The 18522-nt window shown below is 62.7% G+C and carries 17 protein-coding genes and 1 tRNA gene; 10 read left to right on the top strand and 8 right to left on the bottom strand.

Translation table 11 applies throughout. The features are described 5' to 3' along the window. Nucleotides 1-29 precede the first annotated feature (29 nt). The 3 genes from ACZ9H4_RS11060 to ACZ9H4_RS11070 all read right to left on the bottom strand — a co-directional run bounded on the left by ACZ9H4_RS11060 (nt 30) and on the right by ACZ9H4_RS11070 (nt 2645). The gene (locus ACZ9H4_RS11060) at nt 30-1328 is read right to left on the bottom strand and encodes an HlyC/CorC family transporter (RefSeq protein ID WP_408149816.1); all 1299 of its coding nucleotides are present in this window, start codon (nt 1326-1328) and stop codon (nt 30-32) included. Nucleotides 1329-1527: 199 nt separating this feature from the next. Further along, a tRNA-Pro gene (locus tag ACZ9H4_RS11065) sits at nt 1528-1604 on the bottom strand. Nucleotides 1605-1652: 48 nt separating this feature from the next. After that, a complete protein-coding gene (locus ACZ9H4_RS11070) occupies nt 1653-2645 on the bottom strand; it encodes a polyprenyl synthetase family protein (RefSeq protein ID WP_042320787.1) in 993 nt (330 codons plus the stop codon). Nucleotides 2646-2885: 240 nt separating this feature from the next. On the opposite strand from ACZ9H4_RS11070, the gene rplU reads away from it, so the two are divergent. The 4 genes from rplU (at nt 2886) to proB (ending at nt 6026) form a co-directional block, all read left to right on the top strand. Further along, the gene (gene rplU / locus ACZ9H4_RS11075; RefSeq protein ID WP_007180329.1) at nt 2886-3197 is read left to right on the top strand and encodes a 50S ribosomal protein L21; all 312 of its coding nucleotides are present in this window, start codon (nt 2886-2888) and stop codon (nt 3195-3197) included. A 25-nt stretch (nt 3198-3222) separates the two neighbouring features. Continuing rightward, on the top strand, nt 3223-3486 hold the full coding sequence (gene rpmA, locus ACZ9H4_RS11080) for a 50S ribosomal protein L27 (protein WP_476119048.1): 264 nt from the start codon (nt 3223-3225) through the stop codon (nt 3484-3486). A 227-nt stretch (nt 3487-3713) separates the two neighbouring features. Further along, entirely contained in the window at nt 3714-4832 is a 1119-nt protein-coding gene (gene cgtA, locus ACZ9H4_RS11085) for an Obg family GTPase CgtA (protein WP_408149813.1), read from the top strand. A gap of 75 nt (nt 4833-4907) precedes the next feature. After that, nucleotides 4908-6026 (top strand): glutamate 5-kinase, encoded by a 1119-nt coding sequence (gene proB / locus ACZ9H4_RS11090; protein WP_042320793.1) that lies wholly within the window; start codon nt 4908-4910, stop codon nt 6024-6026. A 109-nt stretch (nt 6027-6135) separates the two neighbouring features. Here the strand turns inward: proB and ACZ9H4_RS11095 are convergent, their stop codons facing one another. After that, nucleotides 6136-6693, bottom strand: coding sequence for a CNP1-like family protein (locus ACZ9H4_RS11095; protein WP_408149811.1), 558 nt, complete (start codon nt 6691-6693; stop codon nt 6136-6138). A gap of 76 nt (nt 6694-6769) precedes the next feature. Next, on the bottom strand, nt 6770-7510 hold the full coding sequence (locus ACZ9H4_RS11100; protein ID WP_408149809.1) for an RNA pyrophosphohydrolase: 741 nt from the start codon (nt 7508-7510) through the stop codon (nt 6770-6772). A 303-nt stretch (nt 7511-7813) separates the two neighbouring features. Here ACZ9H4_RS11100 and ACZ9H4_RS11105 point away from each other — a divergent pair, with 303 nt between their 5' ends. Then, on the top strand, nt 7814-9550 hold the full coding sequence (locus ACZ9H4_RS11105; RefSeq protein WP_476119050.1) for a proline--tRNA ligase: 1737 nt from the start codon (nt 7814-7816) through the stop codon (nt 9548-9550). A 12-nt stretch (nt 9551-9562) separates the two neighbouring features. After that, the gene (locus ACZ9H4_RS11110; RefSeq protein ID WP_408149805.1) at nt 9563-10162 is read left to right on the top strand and encodes a MarC family protein; all 600 of its coding nucleotides are present in this window, start codon (nt 9563-9565) and stop codon (nt 10160-10162) included. A gap of 173 nt (nt 10163-10335) precedes the next feature. Here ACZ9H4_RS11110 and ACZ9H4_RS11115 read toward each other — a convergent pair whose 3' ends face one another. Together ACZ9H4_RS11115 and ffh are read right to left on the bottom strand one after the other, a co-directional pair. Further along, nucleotides 10336-10887, bottom strand: coding sequence for a hypoxanthine-guanine phosphoribosyltransferase (locus ACZ9H4_RS11115; protein ID WP_042320806.1), 552 nt, complete (start codon nt 10885-10887; stop codon nt 10336-10338). Between the two features lie 171 nt (nt 10888-11058). Next, complete coding sequence (ffh, locus tag ACZ9H4_RS11120) at nt 11059-12426, bottom strand: signal recognition particle protein (protein WP_476119051.1); 1368 nt, start codon at nt 12424-12426, stop codon at nt 11059-11061. A gap of 81 nt (nt 12427-12507) precedes the next feature. Between ffh and ACZ9H4_RS11125 the strand changes: the two genes are divergently transcribed. The 4 genes from ACZ9H4_RS11125 (at nt 12508) to ACZ9H4_RS11140 (ending at nt 17884) form a co-directional block, all read left to right on the top strand. Further along, nucleotides 12508-13434, top strand: a complete 927-nt coding sequence (locus ACZ9H4_RS11125) for a cytochrome C assembly family protein (RefSeq protein WP_408149801.1) — start codon at nt 12508-12510, stop codon at nt 13432-13434. A 10-nt stretch (nt 13435-13444) separates the two neighbouring features. After that, nucleotides 13445-13765: a PP0621 family protein gene (locus ACZ9H4_RS11130; protein ID WP_408149799.1), complete on the top strand. Its 321-nt coding sequence runs from the start codon at nt 13445-13447 to the stop codon at nt 13763-13765. Continuing rightward, nucleotides 13762-14358: a 1,6-anhydro-N-acetylmuramyl-L-alanine amidase AmpD gene (gene ampD / locus ACZ9H4_RS11135; protein WP_408149797.1), complete on the top strand. Its 597-nt coding sequence runs from the start codon at nt 13762-13764 to the stop codon at nt 14356-14358. Before ACZ9H4_RS11130 ends, ampD begins: the two co-directional genes overlap by 4 nt. Before the next feature lie 529 nt (nt 14359-14887). Beyond that, nucleotides 14888-17884: a ribonucleoside-diphosphate reductase subunit alpha gene (locus ACZ9H4_RS11140; protein WP_476119053.1), complete on the top strand. Its 2997-nt coding sequence runs from the start codon at nt 14888-14890 to the stop codon at nt 17882-17884. On the opposite strand, the gene ACZ9H4_RS11145 is transcribed toward ACZ9H4_RS11140, so the two are convergent. After that, a complete protein-coding gene (locus ACZ9H4_RS11145; RefSeq protein WP_476119054.1) occupies nt 17878-18264 on the bottom strand; it encodes a hypothetical protein in 387 nt (128 codons plus the stop codon). The two genes, ACZ9H4_RS11140 and ACZ9H4_RS11145, sit on opposite strands and share 7 nt — an antisense overlap. Between the last annotated feature and the right edge of the window lie 258 nt (nt 18265-18522).

Here is an 18522-nt window from a genome sequence, read left to right on the forward strand (position 1 = left end):
CGTATCGGAGATCGACGGCGTGGAGGACCTCAGCCCAGCAGCGTTTTGCTGCCCTTCGTACGCGCCGGCGGTTTGAACAGCTTGACGGTGCGAATCGCCTGATCGTCGCTGCGCATGACTTCGAGTTTGATCTCGCCGATCTGCACGCACACGTCGCCATCGGGAATGTCTTCGAGAATTTCGAGGATCAGGCCGTTGAGCGTCTTCGGGCCGTCGGTGGGCAGTCTGAGTTGCAGCCAGCGGTTCAGCTCGCGCAACGGCATGCTGCCCGCGACGATGCATTCGCCTTTCTCGTTCCAGCCGCCGCGCGAATTGGCGCTACGCGGAATCGACGTGGTGAATTCACCGATCAGTTCCTCGATGATGTCTTCCGGCGTGACGAGACCTTGCAACTCGCCGTATTCGTTGACAACCAGCGCGGTGCGGTGACGGCTTTCCTGGAAGTACTGCAGTTGCTGGAACACGGGCGTGCCGCTCGGCACGAAGTACGGCTCGGCGAGCAGTGCGCGCAGCGTCTCGCGTTCAAGCTCCTGGTTGTGCAGGGCCGCGAGCGTCTTGCGAACATGCAGCACGCCCAGCACCCGGTCGATGTCGCCCTGGTAGACGATCAGCTTGTTGTGATAGCAGGTTTCCAGTTGATGCAGGATCTCTTCGAACGGCGCATCGAAGTCGAGCGCTTCGATCCGGCGGCGCGGGATCATCACGTCGTCGACGGAGATGTTTTCGAGGTCGAACAGGTTCAGCAGAATGCTGCGGTGCTTGGTCGGCATGAAGCTGCCCGACTCCAGCACGATGGTGCGCAGTTCCTCTGTGGACAGGCGCTGGTCGCGCGCGCCTTTCGTATTGATGTGCAGCACGCGCAAGATGCCGTTGGCGAACAGGTTCACGAACCAGACGAGCGGCTTTGCGGCGCGCATCAGCGGCGCGATCAGCAGGCTCGCCGGCAGCGCGATCTTTTCGGGAAACGTCGCGCCGACGATTTTCGGCGTGATCTCCGCGAACACGATGATGAGGAAGGCGACGATGCCGGTTGCGATCGACAGCACCAGATTGTTGTGGCCGAACGTGTGCAAGGCGATCGAGGTGGTGAGCACGGGGATGATCGTGTTGAACAGATTATTGCCGATCAGCACGACACTCAATAGTTGATCGGTGTGGGCAAGCAGACCCTGAGTGGTCTTTGCGCCGAGCGCGTTCTGGCCGGCGAGGTGTTTCAGGCGATGGCGATTGATCGCCATCATCGCCGTTTCGGAAATCGAAAAGAAGCTGGAGCAGATAAGCAGCAGAAAGACGGCGCCAATCTGCGCCCATAAGGGAAGTTGTTCCACGCGTCGTGAAGAATAGGGGGATAGGATGAAGAGAATATAGCAGAGGGCGCGCGGCGAACCGTCTGGCCGGAGGCTGTGGTGTGCTCATGCGCGCATATGCGGCGAGCGTCGCGCGGGATGCAGGAAAATCGCGCGCAAAACAAAAAACCGCCCAGCAAGCTGCGGCGGTTTTTCGAGCCTTGAACTAACAAGGCAAATCTGGTCGGGGTGAGAGGATTCGAACCTCCGGCCTCTACGTCCCGAACGTAGCGCTCTACCAGGCTAAGCTACACCCCGATTTGTACTGCGAACTCGATTCGGACTAACCAAGCGTTTCAGTCTCGTTCAAGACTGTCTTGCCGTCGAGTAAGAACATAATTCTAGCAGGCTATCTTTGAAAATGGAACTGGGAAATGAAGAAATTGCCGCCGCGGCGGCCTGAGCTTCCTGTTTCGCGCACTCGAGCGTGTGATCCAGCGCGCCCGAACGCGTGATCGCCTCGAAAATCGTGTCGAACCGGTCCGTGCCGCCTTGTTCGATCGCTTCGCGCGCCAGTGCCGATTGCTCGGGCGTGCCGCGCTCGATCAGATAGATCAGCGGAAGCGTGGGTTTGCCTTCGCGCAGATCGTCGCCGGCGTTCTTGCCCATCGACTCGGCCGTGCCGGTGTAGTCGAGCCAGTCGTCCATGATCTGGAAAGCTGTGCCGATGCGGCGGCCGAATTCCGCGGCGGCCGCTTCGGTTTTCGCGTCCGAACCGGCCAGCACCGCGCCGAGCTGCGCTGCGGCTTCGAACAGCTTGGCGGTTTTGTAGCGGATCACCTGCATGTAGCGGGCTTCGTCGACGTCCGCGTCGTGCATGTTCAGCAGCTGCAGGACTTCGCCTTCGGAGATGATGTTGGTCGCCTCCGACAGAATCTCCATCACGCGCATCTTGCCCACGCCGACCATCATCTGGAACGAGCGCGAGTACAGGAAGTCGCCTACCAGCACGCTCGCGGCATTGCCGAACAGCGCATTGGCGGTCTGGCGGCCGCGCCGCAGATCGGATTCGTCGACCACGTCGTCGTGCAGCAGCGTCGCGGTGTGGATGAATTCGACGACCGCCGCCAGCTCATGCCGGTGCCCCGTGGTTTCGCCCAACGCGCCCGCCACCAGCAACAGTAGCGCGGGCCGCAGCCGCTTGCCGCCGGCGCTGATGATGTACTCGGAAATCTGGTTGATCAGCATCACGTCGGACGCAAGACGGTGCCGGATGACGCGATTGACCTGCTGCATGTCTTCGGCAATCGGAGCAAGCAGGCTGGCGGCGTTGGAGGAGGGGGTGGCAGTCGACGACATGATGGCTGAATTGGGTAGTGCCGCGAATTATAAGGCGAATCGCGGCAGTTCCGGGTCGCTGGCTGCGGCGCGGCGCACTCGGGGCCACATTCAGGGCCGCGCGCCGGGCCCGTGCGGCAAGGCGCCGGGCTTCGCGCGCGGCGGCTCTCAATGAGTTTTGACCGAGCAGCTAACTCTATGTATAATCACGGGTTTCCGCGCGCGGTGCGTGGGAAAAATGAACACAGAGTGAGGTTCTCAATGTACGCGGTCATAAAAACCGGTGGCAAGCAGTATAAAGTTGCCGTCGGCGAAAAACTTAAAGTAGAACAGATACCGGCAGACATTGACGCTGAAATCACGCTCGACCAGGTTCTCGCAGTGGGCGAAGGCGAATCGATTAAGTTCGGTACGCCGCTGGTCAGTGGGGCTTCCGTCAAGGCTACCGTCGTGTCGCAAGGTCGTCACGCAAAAGTGACCATCTTCAAGATGCGTCGCCGGAAGCACTACCAGAAGCATGGCGGCCACCGCCAGAACTATACCGAACTGCGCATCGACGCGATCAACGCGTAAGCGCACCGGTTAAGGAGCAAATCAAATGGCACACAAAAAGGCAGGCGGATCATCCCGCAACGGCCGCGACTCTGAATCGAAGCGCCTCGGCGTGAAGGTTTACGGCGGCCAGGTTATCAACGCTGGTGGCATCATCGTGCGTCAACGCGGTACGCGTATGCACGCTGGTGAAAACGTCGGTATCGGCAAGGATCACACCTTGTTCGCGCTGACGGACGGCCACGTCCAGTTCTCGACGAAAGGCGCAGCGAAGAAGCACATGGTCAACGTCGTCCCGGCAGCAGTCTGAGTTTACTCAGGCACGGGCTTCAGGACCGGAAAAAGGCCCCGCGAAGTTAGCGGGGCTTTTTTTATTGCAGCGCTTTCGCCTGATTCGCGAGATCGATCGTTCATGACGAGGCGGCTATGCCGTTCGGTCGATTGATCAACCTGCGGCGGGCGCGGCAAAATAGCAGCATCCGATAGCAACAAACCTAGCAGCACCATCTGGCAGTACACCACGGGACGGAGTTACGCATGAAGTTCATTGACGAAGCGAGGATTGAAGTCATCGCCGGCGACGGAGGGGATGGCAGCGCGTCGATGCGCCGCGAGAAATTCGTTCCGTTCGGCGGCCCGGATGGCGGCGACGGCGGCCGGGGCGGCAGTGTGATCGCGGTCGCAGACCGCAACATCAACACGCTGATCGACTACCGCTACGCGAAAAAACACCTGGCGCGCAACGGCGAAAATGGCCGTGGCGCGGACTGCTACGGCAAGGGCGGTGACGACATCACGCTGCGCATGCCGGTTGGCACCACGATTACCGACATGGAAACCGGCGAGCTGATCGCCGATCTGACCGAGCACAACCAGAGCGTGCAGATCGCGCAGGGCGGCGCGGGCGGCCTCGGCAATCTGCATTTCAAATCCAGTACGAACCGCGCGCCGCGTCAGAAGACCGACGGCAAGCCGGGCGAGCGCCGCATGGTGCGCCTTGAACTGAAGGTGTTGGCCGACGTCGGCCTGCTCGGCATGCCGAACGCGGGCAAGTCGACCTTCATCTCGTCGGTGTCGAATGCGAAGCCGAAGATCGCCGACTACCCGTTCACCACGCTCGCGCCGAATCTCGGCGTGGTGCGTGTCGGGCCGAGCCGCAGCTTCGTCATCGCCGACATTCCCGGTCTGATCGAGGGCGCGGCCGAAGGTGCGGGTCTCGGTCACCAGTTTCTGCGTCACCTGCAACGCACTGGTTTGCTGCTGCACATCGTCGACCTCGCACCGTTTGACGATGCAGTCGATCCGGTCGCGGAAGCCAAGGCGATCGTCAACGAACTGCGCAAGTACGACGAGCTGCTGTACGAGAAAACGCGCTGGCTGGTACTGAACAAGCTCGACATGGTGCCCGAAGACGAGCGCGAAGCGCGGGTTTCGGCATTCCTCGAAGGCTTCGGCTGGGATGGTCCGGTGTTCGAAATCTCGGCGCTGACCGGTCAGGGCTGCGAAAATCTCTGCTACGCGGTATTCGATCACATCGCTGCGCATTCGGACGCGCAACGCGCGGCCGAAGCCGAAGATCTCGCCGCCGACGTGCGTTTCCGCGAGAAGCCGGAAGCACCGGCCGGCGCTGACGAATCCAGCGCCGACCCGCAGTAATAAAAAGCTCGAGCGCCGGCGGGCTTGGGCGGGCTGCCGGCATGCATCATGCGTCATCTTGGGAGACAGCGCACAATGCGTTCCGTCATCGCAGATTCACGGCGATTGGTAGTGAAAGTCGGTTCGAGCCTCGTCACGAACGACGGGCGGGGCCTCGATCATGCTGCAATCGGCCGCTGGGCCGCGCAGATTGCCGCGCTGCGTGCGCAAGGCAAGGAAGTGGTGCTGGTCAGTTCGGGGGCCATCGCCGAGGGAATGCAGCGGCTCGGCTGGACCAAACGACCACGCGAAATCGACGAATTGCAGGCGGCCGCGGCCGTCGGTCAAATGGGCCTTGCGCAGGTTTACGAAAGCCGCTTTGCCGAGCACTCCATCCAGACCGCGCAGATTCTGCTCACTCACGCGGACCTGGCCGACCGCGAACGCTATCTGAACGCGCGCTCCACGTTGCTCACGCTGCTGCGTCTGGGAGTGGTGCCGATCATCAACGAGAACGACACGGTCGTTACCGACGAAATCAAGTTCGGTGACAACGACACGCTGGGCGCGCTGGTCGCCAACCTGATCGAAGGTGATGCGCTCGTCATCCTCACCGATCAGCAAGGTCTCTTCACCGCCGACCCTCGCAAGGACCCGAGCGCCACGCTCGTTCAGCAAGCCGATGCGGGCGCGCCGGAACTCGAGGCAATGGCCGGCGGCGCGGGTTCGAGTCTGGGTCGCGGCGGCATGTTGACCAAGATTCTCGCTGCGAAGCGCGCGGCTCACAGCGGCGCGAATACGGTGATCGCGAGCGGACGCGAAGCGGATGTGCTGTCGCGGCTGGCGTCGGGCGAGGCGATCGGTACGCAGCTGATCGCGCGCACTGCACGGATGGCAGCACGCAAGCAGTGGATGGCCGATCATCTGCAGGTGCGCGGCCATGTGGTGATCGACGATGGTGCGGTCGAAAAGCTGACGGCGGGCGGCAAGAGCTTGTTGCCTATCGGCATCGTCGGTGTGCAGGGCGCTTTTGCGCGCGGCGAGGTGATCGCTTGCCTGAGCCCCGCGGGGCACGAAGTGGCGCGCGGCCTGACGAACTACAGCAGCGCGGAAACCAAGCTGATTCAACGGCGTCCGAGCGGCGAGATCGAATCGGTGCTCGGCTACATGCTGGAGCCCGAGTTGATCCACCGTGACAATCTGGTGCTGGTCTGATTTACTGACCGGCAGACGTGTACGGCCGATAAAAAAGCCGTTCCAGCAAAAGCTGGAACGGCTTTTTCATGTCCACGACGATTCAACAAACGCGCTTACGAACACCGCTTCAGTGAATCAACGAGGTCGCGGTACGCTTGTAGCGGATGTTTTCGATAATCTGCGCGGCCTTCCCCGTAGGCATCTTGTTCGCGCACATATAGTCCTGATACAGCGCCGCGTGATAAGCGTTCAGCGCGCCGTTCTCGATGCGCGAAAACTCGTTGGCGACCGTCCTGTCCCAGCCGTCATGATCCGCATTCAGGCCCGCATACAGACGCCATTCGTAAGTGTCGCAGCGGATTCCTTCGTAGTTCACATTGCGAGCGCCGCTTGGGCTCGTCACGACCACGGTATAGCGCACCACGCCGTCGGTGCCCACGCTCAGCGAATTCCGGTCGATCGCGAACTGCAGCGGTGTATTGCCCGACACCTCGAACGGCAGCAGATTCGACTCTTGCGGCAGCGGCGGCAAGGTGTCCACCTGGTTTTCAACCCAGTTGCCTTTACGGTCGAGCAGGTAGACAAACGCGCTGTCGTCTTTATTGGTGGGTTTGCTGGCGCTCGAGCAGCCAGCCAGCAGGGCGCCGGTGGCGACACACGCCACGACGAGTGCAAGTGCTTTCAATATGGTTTCCTCGAAACACTGGCGCGGCTCGAGGAGCCGCGCCAGCAGAGGCGGCATGGACAGCCGCACAGAGTTGTTAATTGCGCACGCCCGGGCGGAACAGCGAGCCGGCGGTTTCGTCGGCCGATTCTTCCAGGCGTTCCGGATCGGCGCCCACCTCGGCCGCTGACCTGGAATCCTGACCGCAATCGGACGCGATCGTGACGTGAACCGATGTTTCGACGCTGACGGTGGTGATGGAAGTCACCGTCATTACCGTGGAATCCGGTGGACTTTCCATCGACGACGCTATCCGGGGATAACGCGGCCCATGGTGCCCGCCAGGTTTTTCCGCACGCGGCGCAGCCCGGCGCATGAAACGGGATAGCTCCGTCAGCGCCAACTGATACACATCCCGCTTGAACTCGATCACACAGTCGAGCGGCACCCAGTACTCGTTCCAGCGCCACGCATCGAACTCAGGGTGGTCGGTGGCGCGCAAGCAGATGTCGCAGTCGCGTCCCACCATCCGGAGCAAGAACCAGATTTGCTTCTGGCCGCGGTAATGACCGCGTACTTCGCGCTTGATGAACTTGTCAGGCACCTCGTAACGCAACCAGTCGCGCGTGCGACCGATCACCTTGACGTGCTCAGGAAGCAGTCCGGTTTCTTCGTGTAACTCCCGATACATCGCTTGCACGGGGGTCTCTCCGTACTTGATGCCCCCTTGCGGAAACTGCCAGGAATGTTCACGGAGCCGTTTGCCCCAAAACACCTCGTTGTGCGCGTTCAAGAGGATGATGCCGACGTTCGGGCGAAAGCCTTCACGATCCAGCATACAACCACCTTCGAATCCTTTAAAATTGCTTTGATTATAAACAGATAACGGACCCGACGCACCGAATCGCACCAGAATGGAACGAATCGCCGCAAAAGCCCCGTATTTGCGGTAGCCTGTCGGTCTTTCCGGGCCTTATCCCTTGTGCATAAGCTTTGCGCGCGGCTTCGGCGCCGCGCTCGGGCAGCGTCGTTGCCGGTGTCAGGCGAACCGTGCTGGCTCAGCGCCGGATCTGTATCGATTTCCCCACCGTTTTCACCTTTCGGGCGGTCCCTCCGGAGCCGCCGCTTTTGGATAATCTGAATGAAAGCTTCCCGTTTCTTTATCGGCACTTTGAAAGAAGCTCCCGCCGACGCCGAAATCGTCAGCCACAAGCTCATGGTGCGCGCCGGCATGATCCGCCGCGTCGCCGGCGGTATCTATAACTACCTGCCGGTCGGCCTGCGTTCGATCCGCAAGGTGGAAGCCATCGTGCGCGAAGAAATGAACCGGGCAGGCGGGATTGAATTGCTGATGCCGTCGGTGCAGCCGGCCGAGTTGTGGCAGGAATCGGGCCGCTGGGAAAAGTACGGCCCCGAGTTGCTGCGCTTTAAAGACCGCAAGCAGTCCGATTTCGTGCTCGGCCCGACGCACGAAGAAGTAGTCACGGACATCGCGCGCAACCAGATCAAGAGCTATCGCCAGTTGCCGGTCAACTTCTATCAGGTCCAGACGAAGTTCCGCGACGAGATCCGTCCGCGTTTCGGCGTGATGCGCGGCCGCGAGTTCATCATGAAAGACGCGTACTCGTTCGACAAGGACGCCGAAGGTCTGCGCGAGTCGTATCGCAAGATGTACGACGCGTACGTGCGCATCTTCACGCGCCTCGGTCTGGACTTCCGCGCGGTGGCCGCGGACAACGGTTCGATCGGCGGTAGCGGCTCGCACGAATTTCACGTGATCGCCGACACGGGCGAAGACGCGATCGCCTACTGCCCGACCTCGGACTTCGCCGCGAACGTCGAAGCGGCCGAAGCGCTGCCGCTCTACGCGCAACGCGCCGAGCCCGCCGAAGCCATGACCAGGACCGCGACGCCCGGCAAGGCGAAGTGCGAGGCCGTCGCCGAACTGCTGAACATTCCGCTCGAACGCACGATCAAGTCGATCGTGCTGGCAACGGAAAACGAAGGTGCCGAGCCGACCATCTGGCTGCTGATGCTGCGCGGCGATCACGATCTGAACGAGATCAAGGCGAGCAAGCTCCCCGGTCTGGCCGACTTCCGCATGGCAACCGAAGCCGAAATCATTGCAACTTTCGGTACGCCGCCGGGTTACCTCGGTCCGATCAACACGAAGAAGCCGGTCAAGGTTGTCGCGGATCGCACGGTCGCGAACATGAGCGATTTTGTGGTCGGCGCGAACGAGGTGGATTACCACATCGCCGGGGTGAACTGGGGCCGCGATCTGCCGGAGCCGGTCGTCGCCGACATCCGCAACGTGAAGAAGGGCGATCCGTCGCCGGACGGCAAGGGCGAGATCGACATCTGCCGCGGTATCGAAGTGGGCCACGTGTTCCAGCTCGGCACCAAGTATTCGGAAGCGATGAACGCGAACTGCCTCGACGAAACCGGCAAGCCGCAGCCGATGGAAATGGGCTGCTACGGTATCGGCATCACGCGTATTCTCGGCGCCGCGATCGAACAGAATTTCGACGACAAGGGCATCATCTGGCCGGAGTCGATCGCGCCGTTCGAAGTCGTGCTGTGTCCGATGGGCTATGACCGCAGCGAGGCCGTGCGCGAGCAGGCCGACAAGCTGTACGCGGCCCTGGTCGAAGCGGGCATCGACGTGATTCTCGACGATCGTGGTGAGCGCCCCGGCGTGATGTTCGCCGACTGGGAGCTGATCGGCGTGCCGCATCGTCTCGTGATCGGCGACCGTGGCCTGAAGGACGGCAAGCTCGAATACCAGGGCCGCCGCGATGCCGAAGCGACGCTGCTGCCGGTCGAGGACGCCGCCCAGACGGTCATCGGGAAAGTGCGCGCGGCGTTGGCGCGCTAAGCGGAGCGGACGGTGGAGTACACCTTCCTCTCGGCCACCGTCCTGCTGATCCTGATCACCGATCCGCTCGGCAACATTCCGCTCTTCATTAGTTGCCTGCGCGGGGTGGCGCCCGAGCGTCGCACGGTCGTCATTCTGCGCGAAGTGGCGATCGCCTTCGCGATCCTGCTGATCTTCATGGTGCTGGGCCAAGGCTTTTTGCGCATGATGAGCCTGAGCGACCAGTCGTTGCGCATCGGCGGCGGGATCGTGCTGTTTCTGATCGCGCTGAGAATGGTGTTCCCGCATCCGGACGGTCCGTTCGGCGGCGACGCGCGCGGCGGCGAGCCGCTCATCGTGCCGCTCGCGATTCCGGCGCTGGCGGGCCCATCGGCGCTGGCGACGGTCATGCTGCTGACGTCGCAGGCGCCCGGCAAGATGTTCGAGTGGATCGGCGCGCTGACCGTCACGATGATCGTCTGCGCGATCGTGCTGATGCTGGCCGAGCGCATTCAGGTCCTGCTCGGCGAGCGCACGATGGCGGCCTTCGAGCGGCTGATGGGTCTCGTGCTGGTGGCGATCTCGGTCGAGATGATGCTCGGCGGCATCCGCTCATTCGTGCAGCACCTGTGAAGCGGGGCCGCGCGAGAACCGTTCTGCAAAGGCATTGAGTGCGCTCACATTGCGCTCCTGGCGCACCAACAAAAAAAGCGGCCCACACGCACACGGGCCGCTTTTTTTACGCCATCTCTTTGCAGGGATCGACACATGCCGCCATGGCAGCGGCGCGGTCGAACAGGTTTCGATCAAGCCCCTTCTGTCAGCGCGCGAATCGTCGGCAGGTTGCGCCAGTAACCCTTTGCGTCCATCCCGCAGCCGAACACGTAGCGGTCCGGCACTTCGAAGCCGCAGTAATCAGGGCGCAGCGGCTTGGCCTTCGGAATGATCTTCTCGCACAGCACCGCGGACAGGAAGCGCTTCGCGCCCATCGCAAGGATGCGGTCGCGGATCGCGGCCATCGTCTCGCCTTCGTCGAGGATATCGTCGAGCACGAGCACGACGCGGTCCTTCACCGACTCGGCCGGCGCGACGCGCCACTGCATCTCGTTGCCGCCCTTGGTGGTGTTGCGGTAGCGAGTCAGATGGATGTAGTCGAACTCGAGCGGGAAATCGAGGTGCGGCAGCAGCATGCCGGTGAACACCGCGGCGCCACCCATCACCGACAGCACGAGCGGGAAATCCTCGCTCATCTCGTCGCGAATGGCGGCCGCCATGCCGCTGATCGACGCGTTGACGTCGCTGGCCGAAACGATTTCTTCGGAGTGGCTAAAAATATGGAGGGCTTCTTCGCGGTTCATGACGTCTGGCGGGCGGTAACTGTATACATAGGGTGAGAGAGCGCCCCGCAGGAAGCTCCCTTGGGCAACGGCGGCCTGCGGTACAGAATAAACCCGCACGAGCCTGGCGTCAGCCGCGCGCGCCGTGCTTCGTGTACGTGGCGTGGCGCGCGCCCATCGTTTTGCTAAAGCTTAGCGCATGCCGGGCAACATGCCCTTCATGCCTCGCATCATCTTCTGCAGATTGCCGCCCTTGAGCTTCTTCATCATCGTGCGCATCTGGTCGTACTGGTTCAGCATGCGGTTGACTTCCTGCACCTGCACGCCCGCGCCCGCGGCAATGCGGCGCTTGCGCGTAGCCTTGATCAGATCGGGCTTGGCGCGCTCCAGCGGGGTCATCGAGTTGATGATGCCTTCCATGCGGCGCATCTGCTTTTCGGCTTGGCCCATGTCGGCGCCGGCGGCGGCCTGCTGGAACTGCGCGGGCAGTTTGTCCATCAGCGACGACAGGCCACCCATGCCCTTCATTTGCGTGAGCTGCGCACGGAAATCGTTGAGGTCGAAGTCGCCGCCTTTCTTGACCTTGTCGGCGAGCTTCTGTGCGGCTTGAACATCCACGCCACGTTGCGCTTCTTCGACGAGAGCGAGAATGTCGCCCATGCCGAGAATCCGGTTCGCCATCCGATCCGGGTAGAAGATTTCGAGGCCGTCGAGTTTTTCGGCGACACCGACGAACTTGATCGGCTTGCCCGTCACGTGGCGCACGGAGAGCGCCGCGCCACCGCGCGAGTCGCCGTCGAGCTTGGTGAGGACCACGCCGGTGAGCGGCAGTGCGTCGCTGAACGCCTTGGCGGTGTTCACCGCGTCCTGGCCGAGCATCGCGTCGACGACGAAGAGCGTTTCCGCCGGCTTCAATTCACGGTGAAGCGCGGCGATTTCCTGCATCATCGCTTCGTCGATACCCAGGCGGCCGGCCGTGTCCACCAGCAGCACGTCGTGGTAGTGGCGCCTCGCCCAGTCCACGGCGGCGCGCGCGATGTCGACCGGCTTCTGTTCCGGTTCCGACGGGAAGAAATCCGCACCGACCTGCTCGGTCACCGTCTTCAACTGTGCGATAGCAGCAGGGCGGTAGACGTCGCACGAAACCGTCAGCACTTTCTTCTTGTACTTCTCGCGCAGCAGCTTGGCGAGCTTGCCGACCGTGGTCGTCTTACCCGCGCCCTGCAGACCCGCCATCAGAATGACGGCCGGCGGCGTGACGGCGAGATTGAGCTCGACCGCCTTGCCTTCGTAGTCGCCGCCGATGATCGCGGTCAGCTCGCGCTGCACCACGCCGACCAGCGCCTGACCCGGCGACAGACTGCTGATGACCTCTTCGCCGAGCGCCTTTTCCTTCACCTTGGCGATGAACTCGCGCACGACGGGCAGCGCCACGTCGGCCTCGAGGAGCGCCAGGCGAACTTCGCGCAGCATTTCCTGGGTGTTCGCCTCGGTGAGCCGGGCTTCGCCGCGCAGCGTCTTGACGACGCGCGCCATCCGTTGAGTCAGATTGTCGAGCATGGGGAGCGATGAACAGTGCGGCCCGCGCAGCACGCAACGTGGAAGACGTCGCGGAGTAGGGGCCTAGTGTAAACTTCGAATATGGATATTGTACTGTATGCCCTCACTGCGCTCCTCTATGGCGGTCTTGCCGTGGCAGGCTGGCGCTCGCACCGGCACGCCGCCGCGCGTCCCATGCTGGAGAGCGTGCCGCCGATGCCCGCTGCCGCGAATGTCCCGGTCGCTTCGGCCGCTTCGGGCATGAGCACGCCGGGCCGCGCGCTGCTGTTCGTCGCGCTGCTCGCCCATGGCGTGCTGCTGCATACCACCATCTTCCCGCAGAACGCGATGGTGTTCGGCTTCGCGTTCGCGCTGTCGGCGATGTTCTGGCTCGGCGCCGGCATCTACTGGATCGAGAGTTTTTTCTTTCCGCTCGATGGCCTGCGTCTGCTCGTGTTGCCGCTCGCGTGCGTCGCGTCGCTGTTGCCGCTGGCCTTCAACGGCGTGCGCGTGCTGCCCTATTCGGCCGCGCCGATGTTCAAGCTGCACTTCCTGATCGCCAACATCGCGTATGGTCTCTTTGCGATCGCGGCGCTGCACGCCATTCTGATGCTGCTCGTCGAGCGGCGTCTGCATGCGATGCGCGGCGGCCCCGCGCAGCGGCACGCGGCCGCCGCGAGCAATGGCTGGCTGTCGAGCTGGCTCGACACGCTGCCGCCGCTGCTGACACTGGAGAAGCTGCTGTTCCGATTGATCGGCGCGGGCTTCGTGCTGCTGACGCTCACGCTCCTATCGGGCATCCTGTTCAGCGAGCAACTGGTCGACCGCGCGTTGCGGCTCGATCACAAGACCGTCTTCGCGATTCTTTCCTGGGTGATGTTCGGCGCGTTGCTGACCGCGCGCAAGGTATCCGGCTGGCGCGGCCGTGCGGCATTGCGCTGGGTGCTGGCGTCGTTCGTCGCGCTGTTGCTGGCGTACGTCGGCAGCCGTTTTGTTTTCGAGGTGCTGTTGCACCGTGCCGTAGTGTGAGCGTGTCCCCATGCGACAAATTTTTTTGCTGATCCTGCTGTTCATCGTCGGCCAATGGCTGGTGAAGGCGGTGCGCCGTCATGATGCGCAAACGGCCCGCCGCACCGGCACGGGCGCGCAGGGCGCCGGCGCTAGAAGTGCGGATGGCGCCGCCAACGGCGGCGCGCATCCGGGCGCCGCGCCGCAACTCGCCGAGCCGATGATCCGCTGCGTCGAATGCGGCGTGCACGCGCCGAAGAGCGACTCGGTCGTGGTGGCGGGGCAGCCGTTCTGCAGCGCCGCGCACGCGCAGCGTCACGGCGCGCGTCCCTCGGGCCGCGACGCTCGATGAGCGTCGAATTCGCCGTCGATGCAGACGGCTGGGTCGCCGCCGCTCGCCAACTGCCATCGCCGAATTTCGAAGCGCGGCCCGCCGGGGCCGTGCCCACGCTCATCGTCGTCCACAACATCAGCCTGCCGCCCGATGAGTTCGGCGGCACGGCGATCGCCGAACTGTTCCAGAACACGCTCGACTGCGATGCACACCCGTACTACGACTCGCACCTGCGCGGCGTGCGGGTGTCGGCGCATTTCGTGATTCATCGCGACGGCGCGCTCGAACAGTTCGTGTCGTGCAACGAGCGCGCGTGGCACGCGGGGCCGTCGAATTTTTTCGGCCGCGAGCGCTGCAACGATTTCTCGATCGGCATCGAACTGGAGGGCAGTGACACCACTGCCTTCGAAGCGGCGCAATACCGCACGCTCGGTGCCCTGGTGAGCGCGCTGAAGGCACGCTATCCGGTCGACGCGCTGGCCGGTCACTCTGACATCGCCCCTGGTCGCAAAACCGATCCAGGGCCGTATTTCGAGTGGCAGCGGCTGCAAAAAGATACGGCGCTTGCGGATCAGTACTTCCCCTATCTCAAGTTTTCCAAAACGCGGTAACGCCCCTTCGCGCGAGTTCGCGTGATGCGAGGAGAGCCAGGCGCAGCCTCGTTCTCCGGGAGATGGCTTCGCAACGCGCGATGCAAAAAGTCAACCCCGACAGGCCAAATAAAACGATTTGACCTGCCTTGAATCTCCACTATACTTGGTGCCGTAGATTCGGTTGCACACTATATCTTGTGTCGAGTGTGCATAACTGTGTGGATAACCCGGTGCATAAATCAGCGGCGCCCCGTTCGGTGGAACATGGCGCCGCAAGCTTTCCAGCAGCGAAAAAAATCTTTGGGGCGCAACCGGTAGAGACCGCCGGCCGCCTCCAGAAGCATTCAGGAAAAGGGCACAGCAAGTGATCGCGACACATCCGATGAAGACCGTTACGAATTCGAACCAGGCTTCATCGCAGTCGCATCCCGCCAACCGGCCCGGCCGGTCTTTTTCCTACCCCTCAGCGCTTCCGCTCGCGGCGGCGCAGCGTTCGATTTAATCCGCGGCACTCGCCGCAACATTTCCAGGACCAGGAGCTTTGCACATGCAAACCACCGACAACGTGACGACCCGGTACGAGGGTTCACCGACTGGCCAGGCCTTTGGCCAGGCACAAGGCGCCCAGGCGCTCGCGCCGCAGACGACCTACGCCGACTACAAGGTGATCCGTCGCAATGGCAGCGTGGTGTCGTTCGAACCGTCGAAGATCGCCATCGCCGTGACGAAGGCGTTCCTCGCCGTCAACGGTGGTCAGGGCGCGGCATCGGCGCGCGTGCGCGAACTGGTCGAGCAACTCACGCAGAGCGTGGTGCGCGCGCTCGTGCGCAGCCGCCCGAACGGCGGCACGTTCCATATCGAAGACATTCAGGATCAGGTCGAACTCGCGCTGATGCGCGGCGGCGAGCATAACGTCGCGCGTGCGTACGTGCTGTACCGCGAGAAGCGCACGCAGGCGCGCGGTCACGACGAGCAGGTCGCCGCGAGCGCGCCGGGTCTGAACGTCACCGACAACGGTGTCACGCGTCCGCTCGATCTGGTCGCGCTGCGCGGCATCATCGAATCCGCTTGCGCGAACCTGGGCGACGCCGTGAGCGCCGACCCGATCATCGCGGAAACGGTGAAGAATCTGTACGAAGGCGTGCCGATGAGCCAGGTCTACGACTCGGCCATTCTCGCTGCGCGCACGATGATCGAAAAGGACCCGGCGTACAGCCAGGTCACCGCGCGCATCCTGCTGCACACGATCCGCCGCGAGATCCTCGAAGAAGAAGTCACGCAAGCCGAAATGGGCGAGCGTTACGCCGAATACTTCCCGCAGTTCATCAAGCGCGGCGTGCAAGCCGAGCTGCTCGACGACAAGCTGCTGCAGTTCGACCTGAAGCGCCTCGGCGCCGCGCTCGACAATAACCGCGACCTGCAATTCGGCTACCTCGGTCTGCAAACGCTGTATGACCGCTACTTCCTGCATCACGACAACGTGCGCATCGAAATGCCGCAGGCATTCTTTATGCGTGTCGCGATGGGCCTGTCGCTGAACGAGATCGACCGCGAAGCGCGCGCGATCGAGTTCTACAACGTGCTGTCGAGCTTCGACTTCATGTCGTCCACGCCCACTTTGTTCAACTCGGGCACGCGCCGTTCGCAACTGTCGTCGTGCTACCTGACGACGGTCGACGACGACCTCGACGGCATCTACGAAGCGCTGAAGGAAAACGCGCTCCTCTCGAAGTTCGCCGGCGGTCTGGGCAACGACTGGACGCGTGTGCGTGCGCTCGGCTCGCACATCAAGGGCACCAACGGCAAGTCGCAAGGCGTCGTGCCGTTCCTGAAGGTCGTCAACGACACGGCGGTCGCCGTGAACCAGGGCGGCAAGCGCAAGGGCGCGGTGTGCGCGTACCTGGAAACGTGGCACCTCGACATCGAGGAATTCCTCGAGCTGCGCAAGAACACCGGTGACGACCGTCGCCGCACGCACGACATGAACACGGCGAACTGGATTCCCGACCTGTTCATGAAGCGCGTGATGGAAGGCGGCGACTGGACGCTGTTCTCGCCGTCCACCTGCCCGGACCTGCACGACCTGTTCGGCGCCGAGTTCGAAGCGGCTTACACGGCTTACGAAGACAAGGTCGCTCGCGGCGAGATCAAGCTGTTCAAGAGAATTCCGGCGGCGCAACTGTGGCGCAAGATGCTGGGCATGCTGTTCGAAACCGGCCATCCGTGGATCACGTTCAAGGATCCGTGCAATGTGCGCTCGCCGCAACAGCACGTCGGCGTCGTCCACTCGTCGAACCTGTGCACGGAAATCACGCTGAACACCAGCGACGCGGAAATCGCGGTCTGCAACCTGGGCTCGGTGAACCTCGTCGCGCACCTGAAGGAACAGGCCGACGGCACGCTCGCGCTCGACCACGACAAGCTCAAGCGCACCGTCAGCGTGGCGATGCGCATGCTCGACAACGTGATCGACATCAACTACTACGCGGTCGCCAAGGCCCGTAACTCGAACCTGAAGCACCGTCCGGTCGGCATGGGCATCATGGGCTTCCAGGACTGCCTGCATCTGCTGCGCACGCCGTACGCGTCGCAAGAGGCGGTCCAGTTCGCCGACACGTCGATGGAAGCGGTCTGCTACTACGCTTACTACGCATCGACCGAACTGGCGCAGGAGCGCGGCCGTTACTCGAGCTACCGTGGCTCGCTGTGGGATCGCGGCATCCTCCCGCAAGACTCGGTGAAGCTGCTCGCCGACGCGCGCGGCGGTTACGTCGAAGTCGATTCGAGCGAGTCGATGGACTGGACCGAACTGCGTTCGCGCATCGCCACCTACGGCATGCGCAACTCGAACTGCGTCGCGATCGCGCCGACGGCGACGATCTCGAACATCATCGGCGTGTCGGCCTGTATCGAACCGACGTTCCAGAACCTGTATGTGAAGTCGAACCTGTCGGGCGAATTCACGGTGGTCAACGACTACCTGGTGCGCGATCTGAAGGCGCGCGGCCTGTGGGACGAAGTGATGGTCGCCGACCTGAAGTACTTCGACGGCACGCTCTCGCGCATCGACCGTATCCCGGCCGACCTGCGCGCGATCTACGCGACCGCGTTCGAACTCGATCCGGTGTGGCTCGTCGAAGCGGCCTCGCGTCGTCAGAAGTGGATCGACCAGGCGCAGTCGCTGAACATCTACATGGGCGGCGCATCGGGTAAGAAGCTCGACGAAATCTACAAGCTCGCATGGGTGCGCGGTCTGAAGACGACCTACTACCTGCGCACGATGGCGGCGACGCACGTCGAGAAGTCGACGGTGGCGCACGGCGCGCTGAACGCGGTGAGCTCGGGCGGCGGCGAAGGCTCCGGCGGTGCGGCAGGTGGCGCAGCGGGCGGCTTCGGCGTGAGCGGCGGTGCGGCGTCGGGCGGCATTCAGGCTGCTGCGGCAGCGCCGGCAGTCGCGGTGGAAGCGGCGCCGGAAGCAGATGGTCCGGTGTGCATGATGCGTCCGGGCGACCCTGGCTTTGAAGAGTGCGAGGCTTGTCAGTAAGCACGCGACAGGCAGCAGGATCGCTGCTTGCTGACGGGTCGTAGGTGATGACCCGCATGCAGCGATCCGCGCACCTGATCGAGGTGCGGCAGAAGTGAAGTCGATGAGCGGTCCAGTTTCGATCGAGTGGCCGAAGCAGGTGAAACGAAGGTGACGCGATCGAAGCCGAGCCGCTCATCGACAGCAGTGCAGGCAACTGAAGACGCAGCAAACTGAAGACGTGAAGCAAGAGACCTGGCAGCAGAGCGGGGCTCGGCAGTCGGCGGCACCAGGCCAAGCGCGCGGCACAGCGCGCTCAGCAAACGGCTTCGAACGATGGACCGCTCAACCAGGTGGCCGCATGCATCGTTCGACATGGCATTGAACTTCACCTCGCTCACGCTGACGAAGTGGCCAATGCGAGGCAGCAGTCAGCAAGCAGTCAGCAAGCAGTCGGCAAGCGCAAGACGCTGCAAACACACTCCGCGATACAGATAGATAGAGCAGCGAAATGTCGCTTCGACACGTTGCTCTTCGAGCTCGCGAAGCACGTCGACGACACGCGTTCAACACGCTTCACTCGAAGCGTCATACACAGTCTGTTGAACAAAGTGTTGTATGAACGTAGCAACGCGAATCGAAAACAGGATTTTTCGCAA

It is taken from the genome of Paraburkholderia sp. TE9906 (assembly GCF_056279605.1).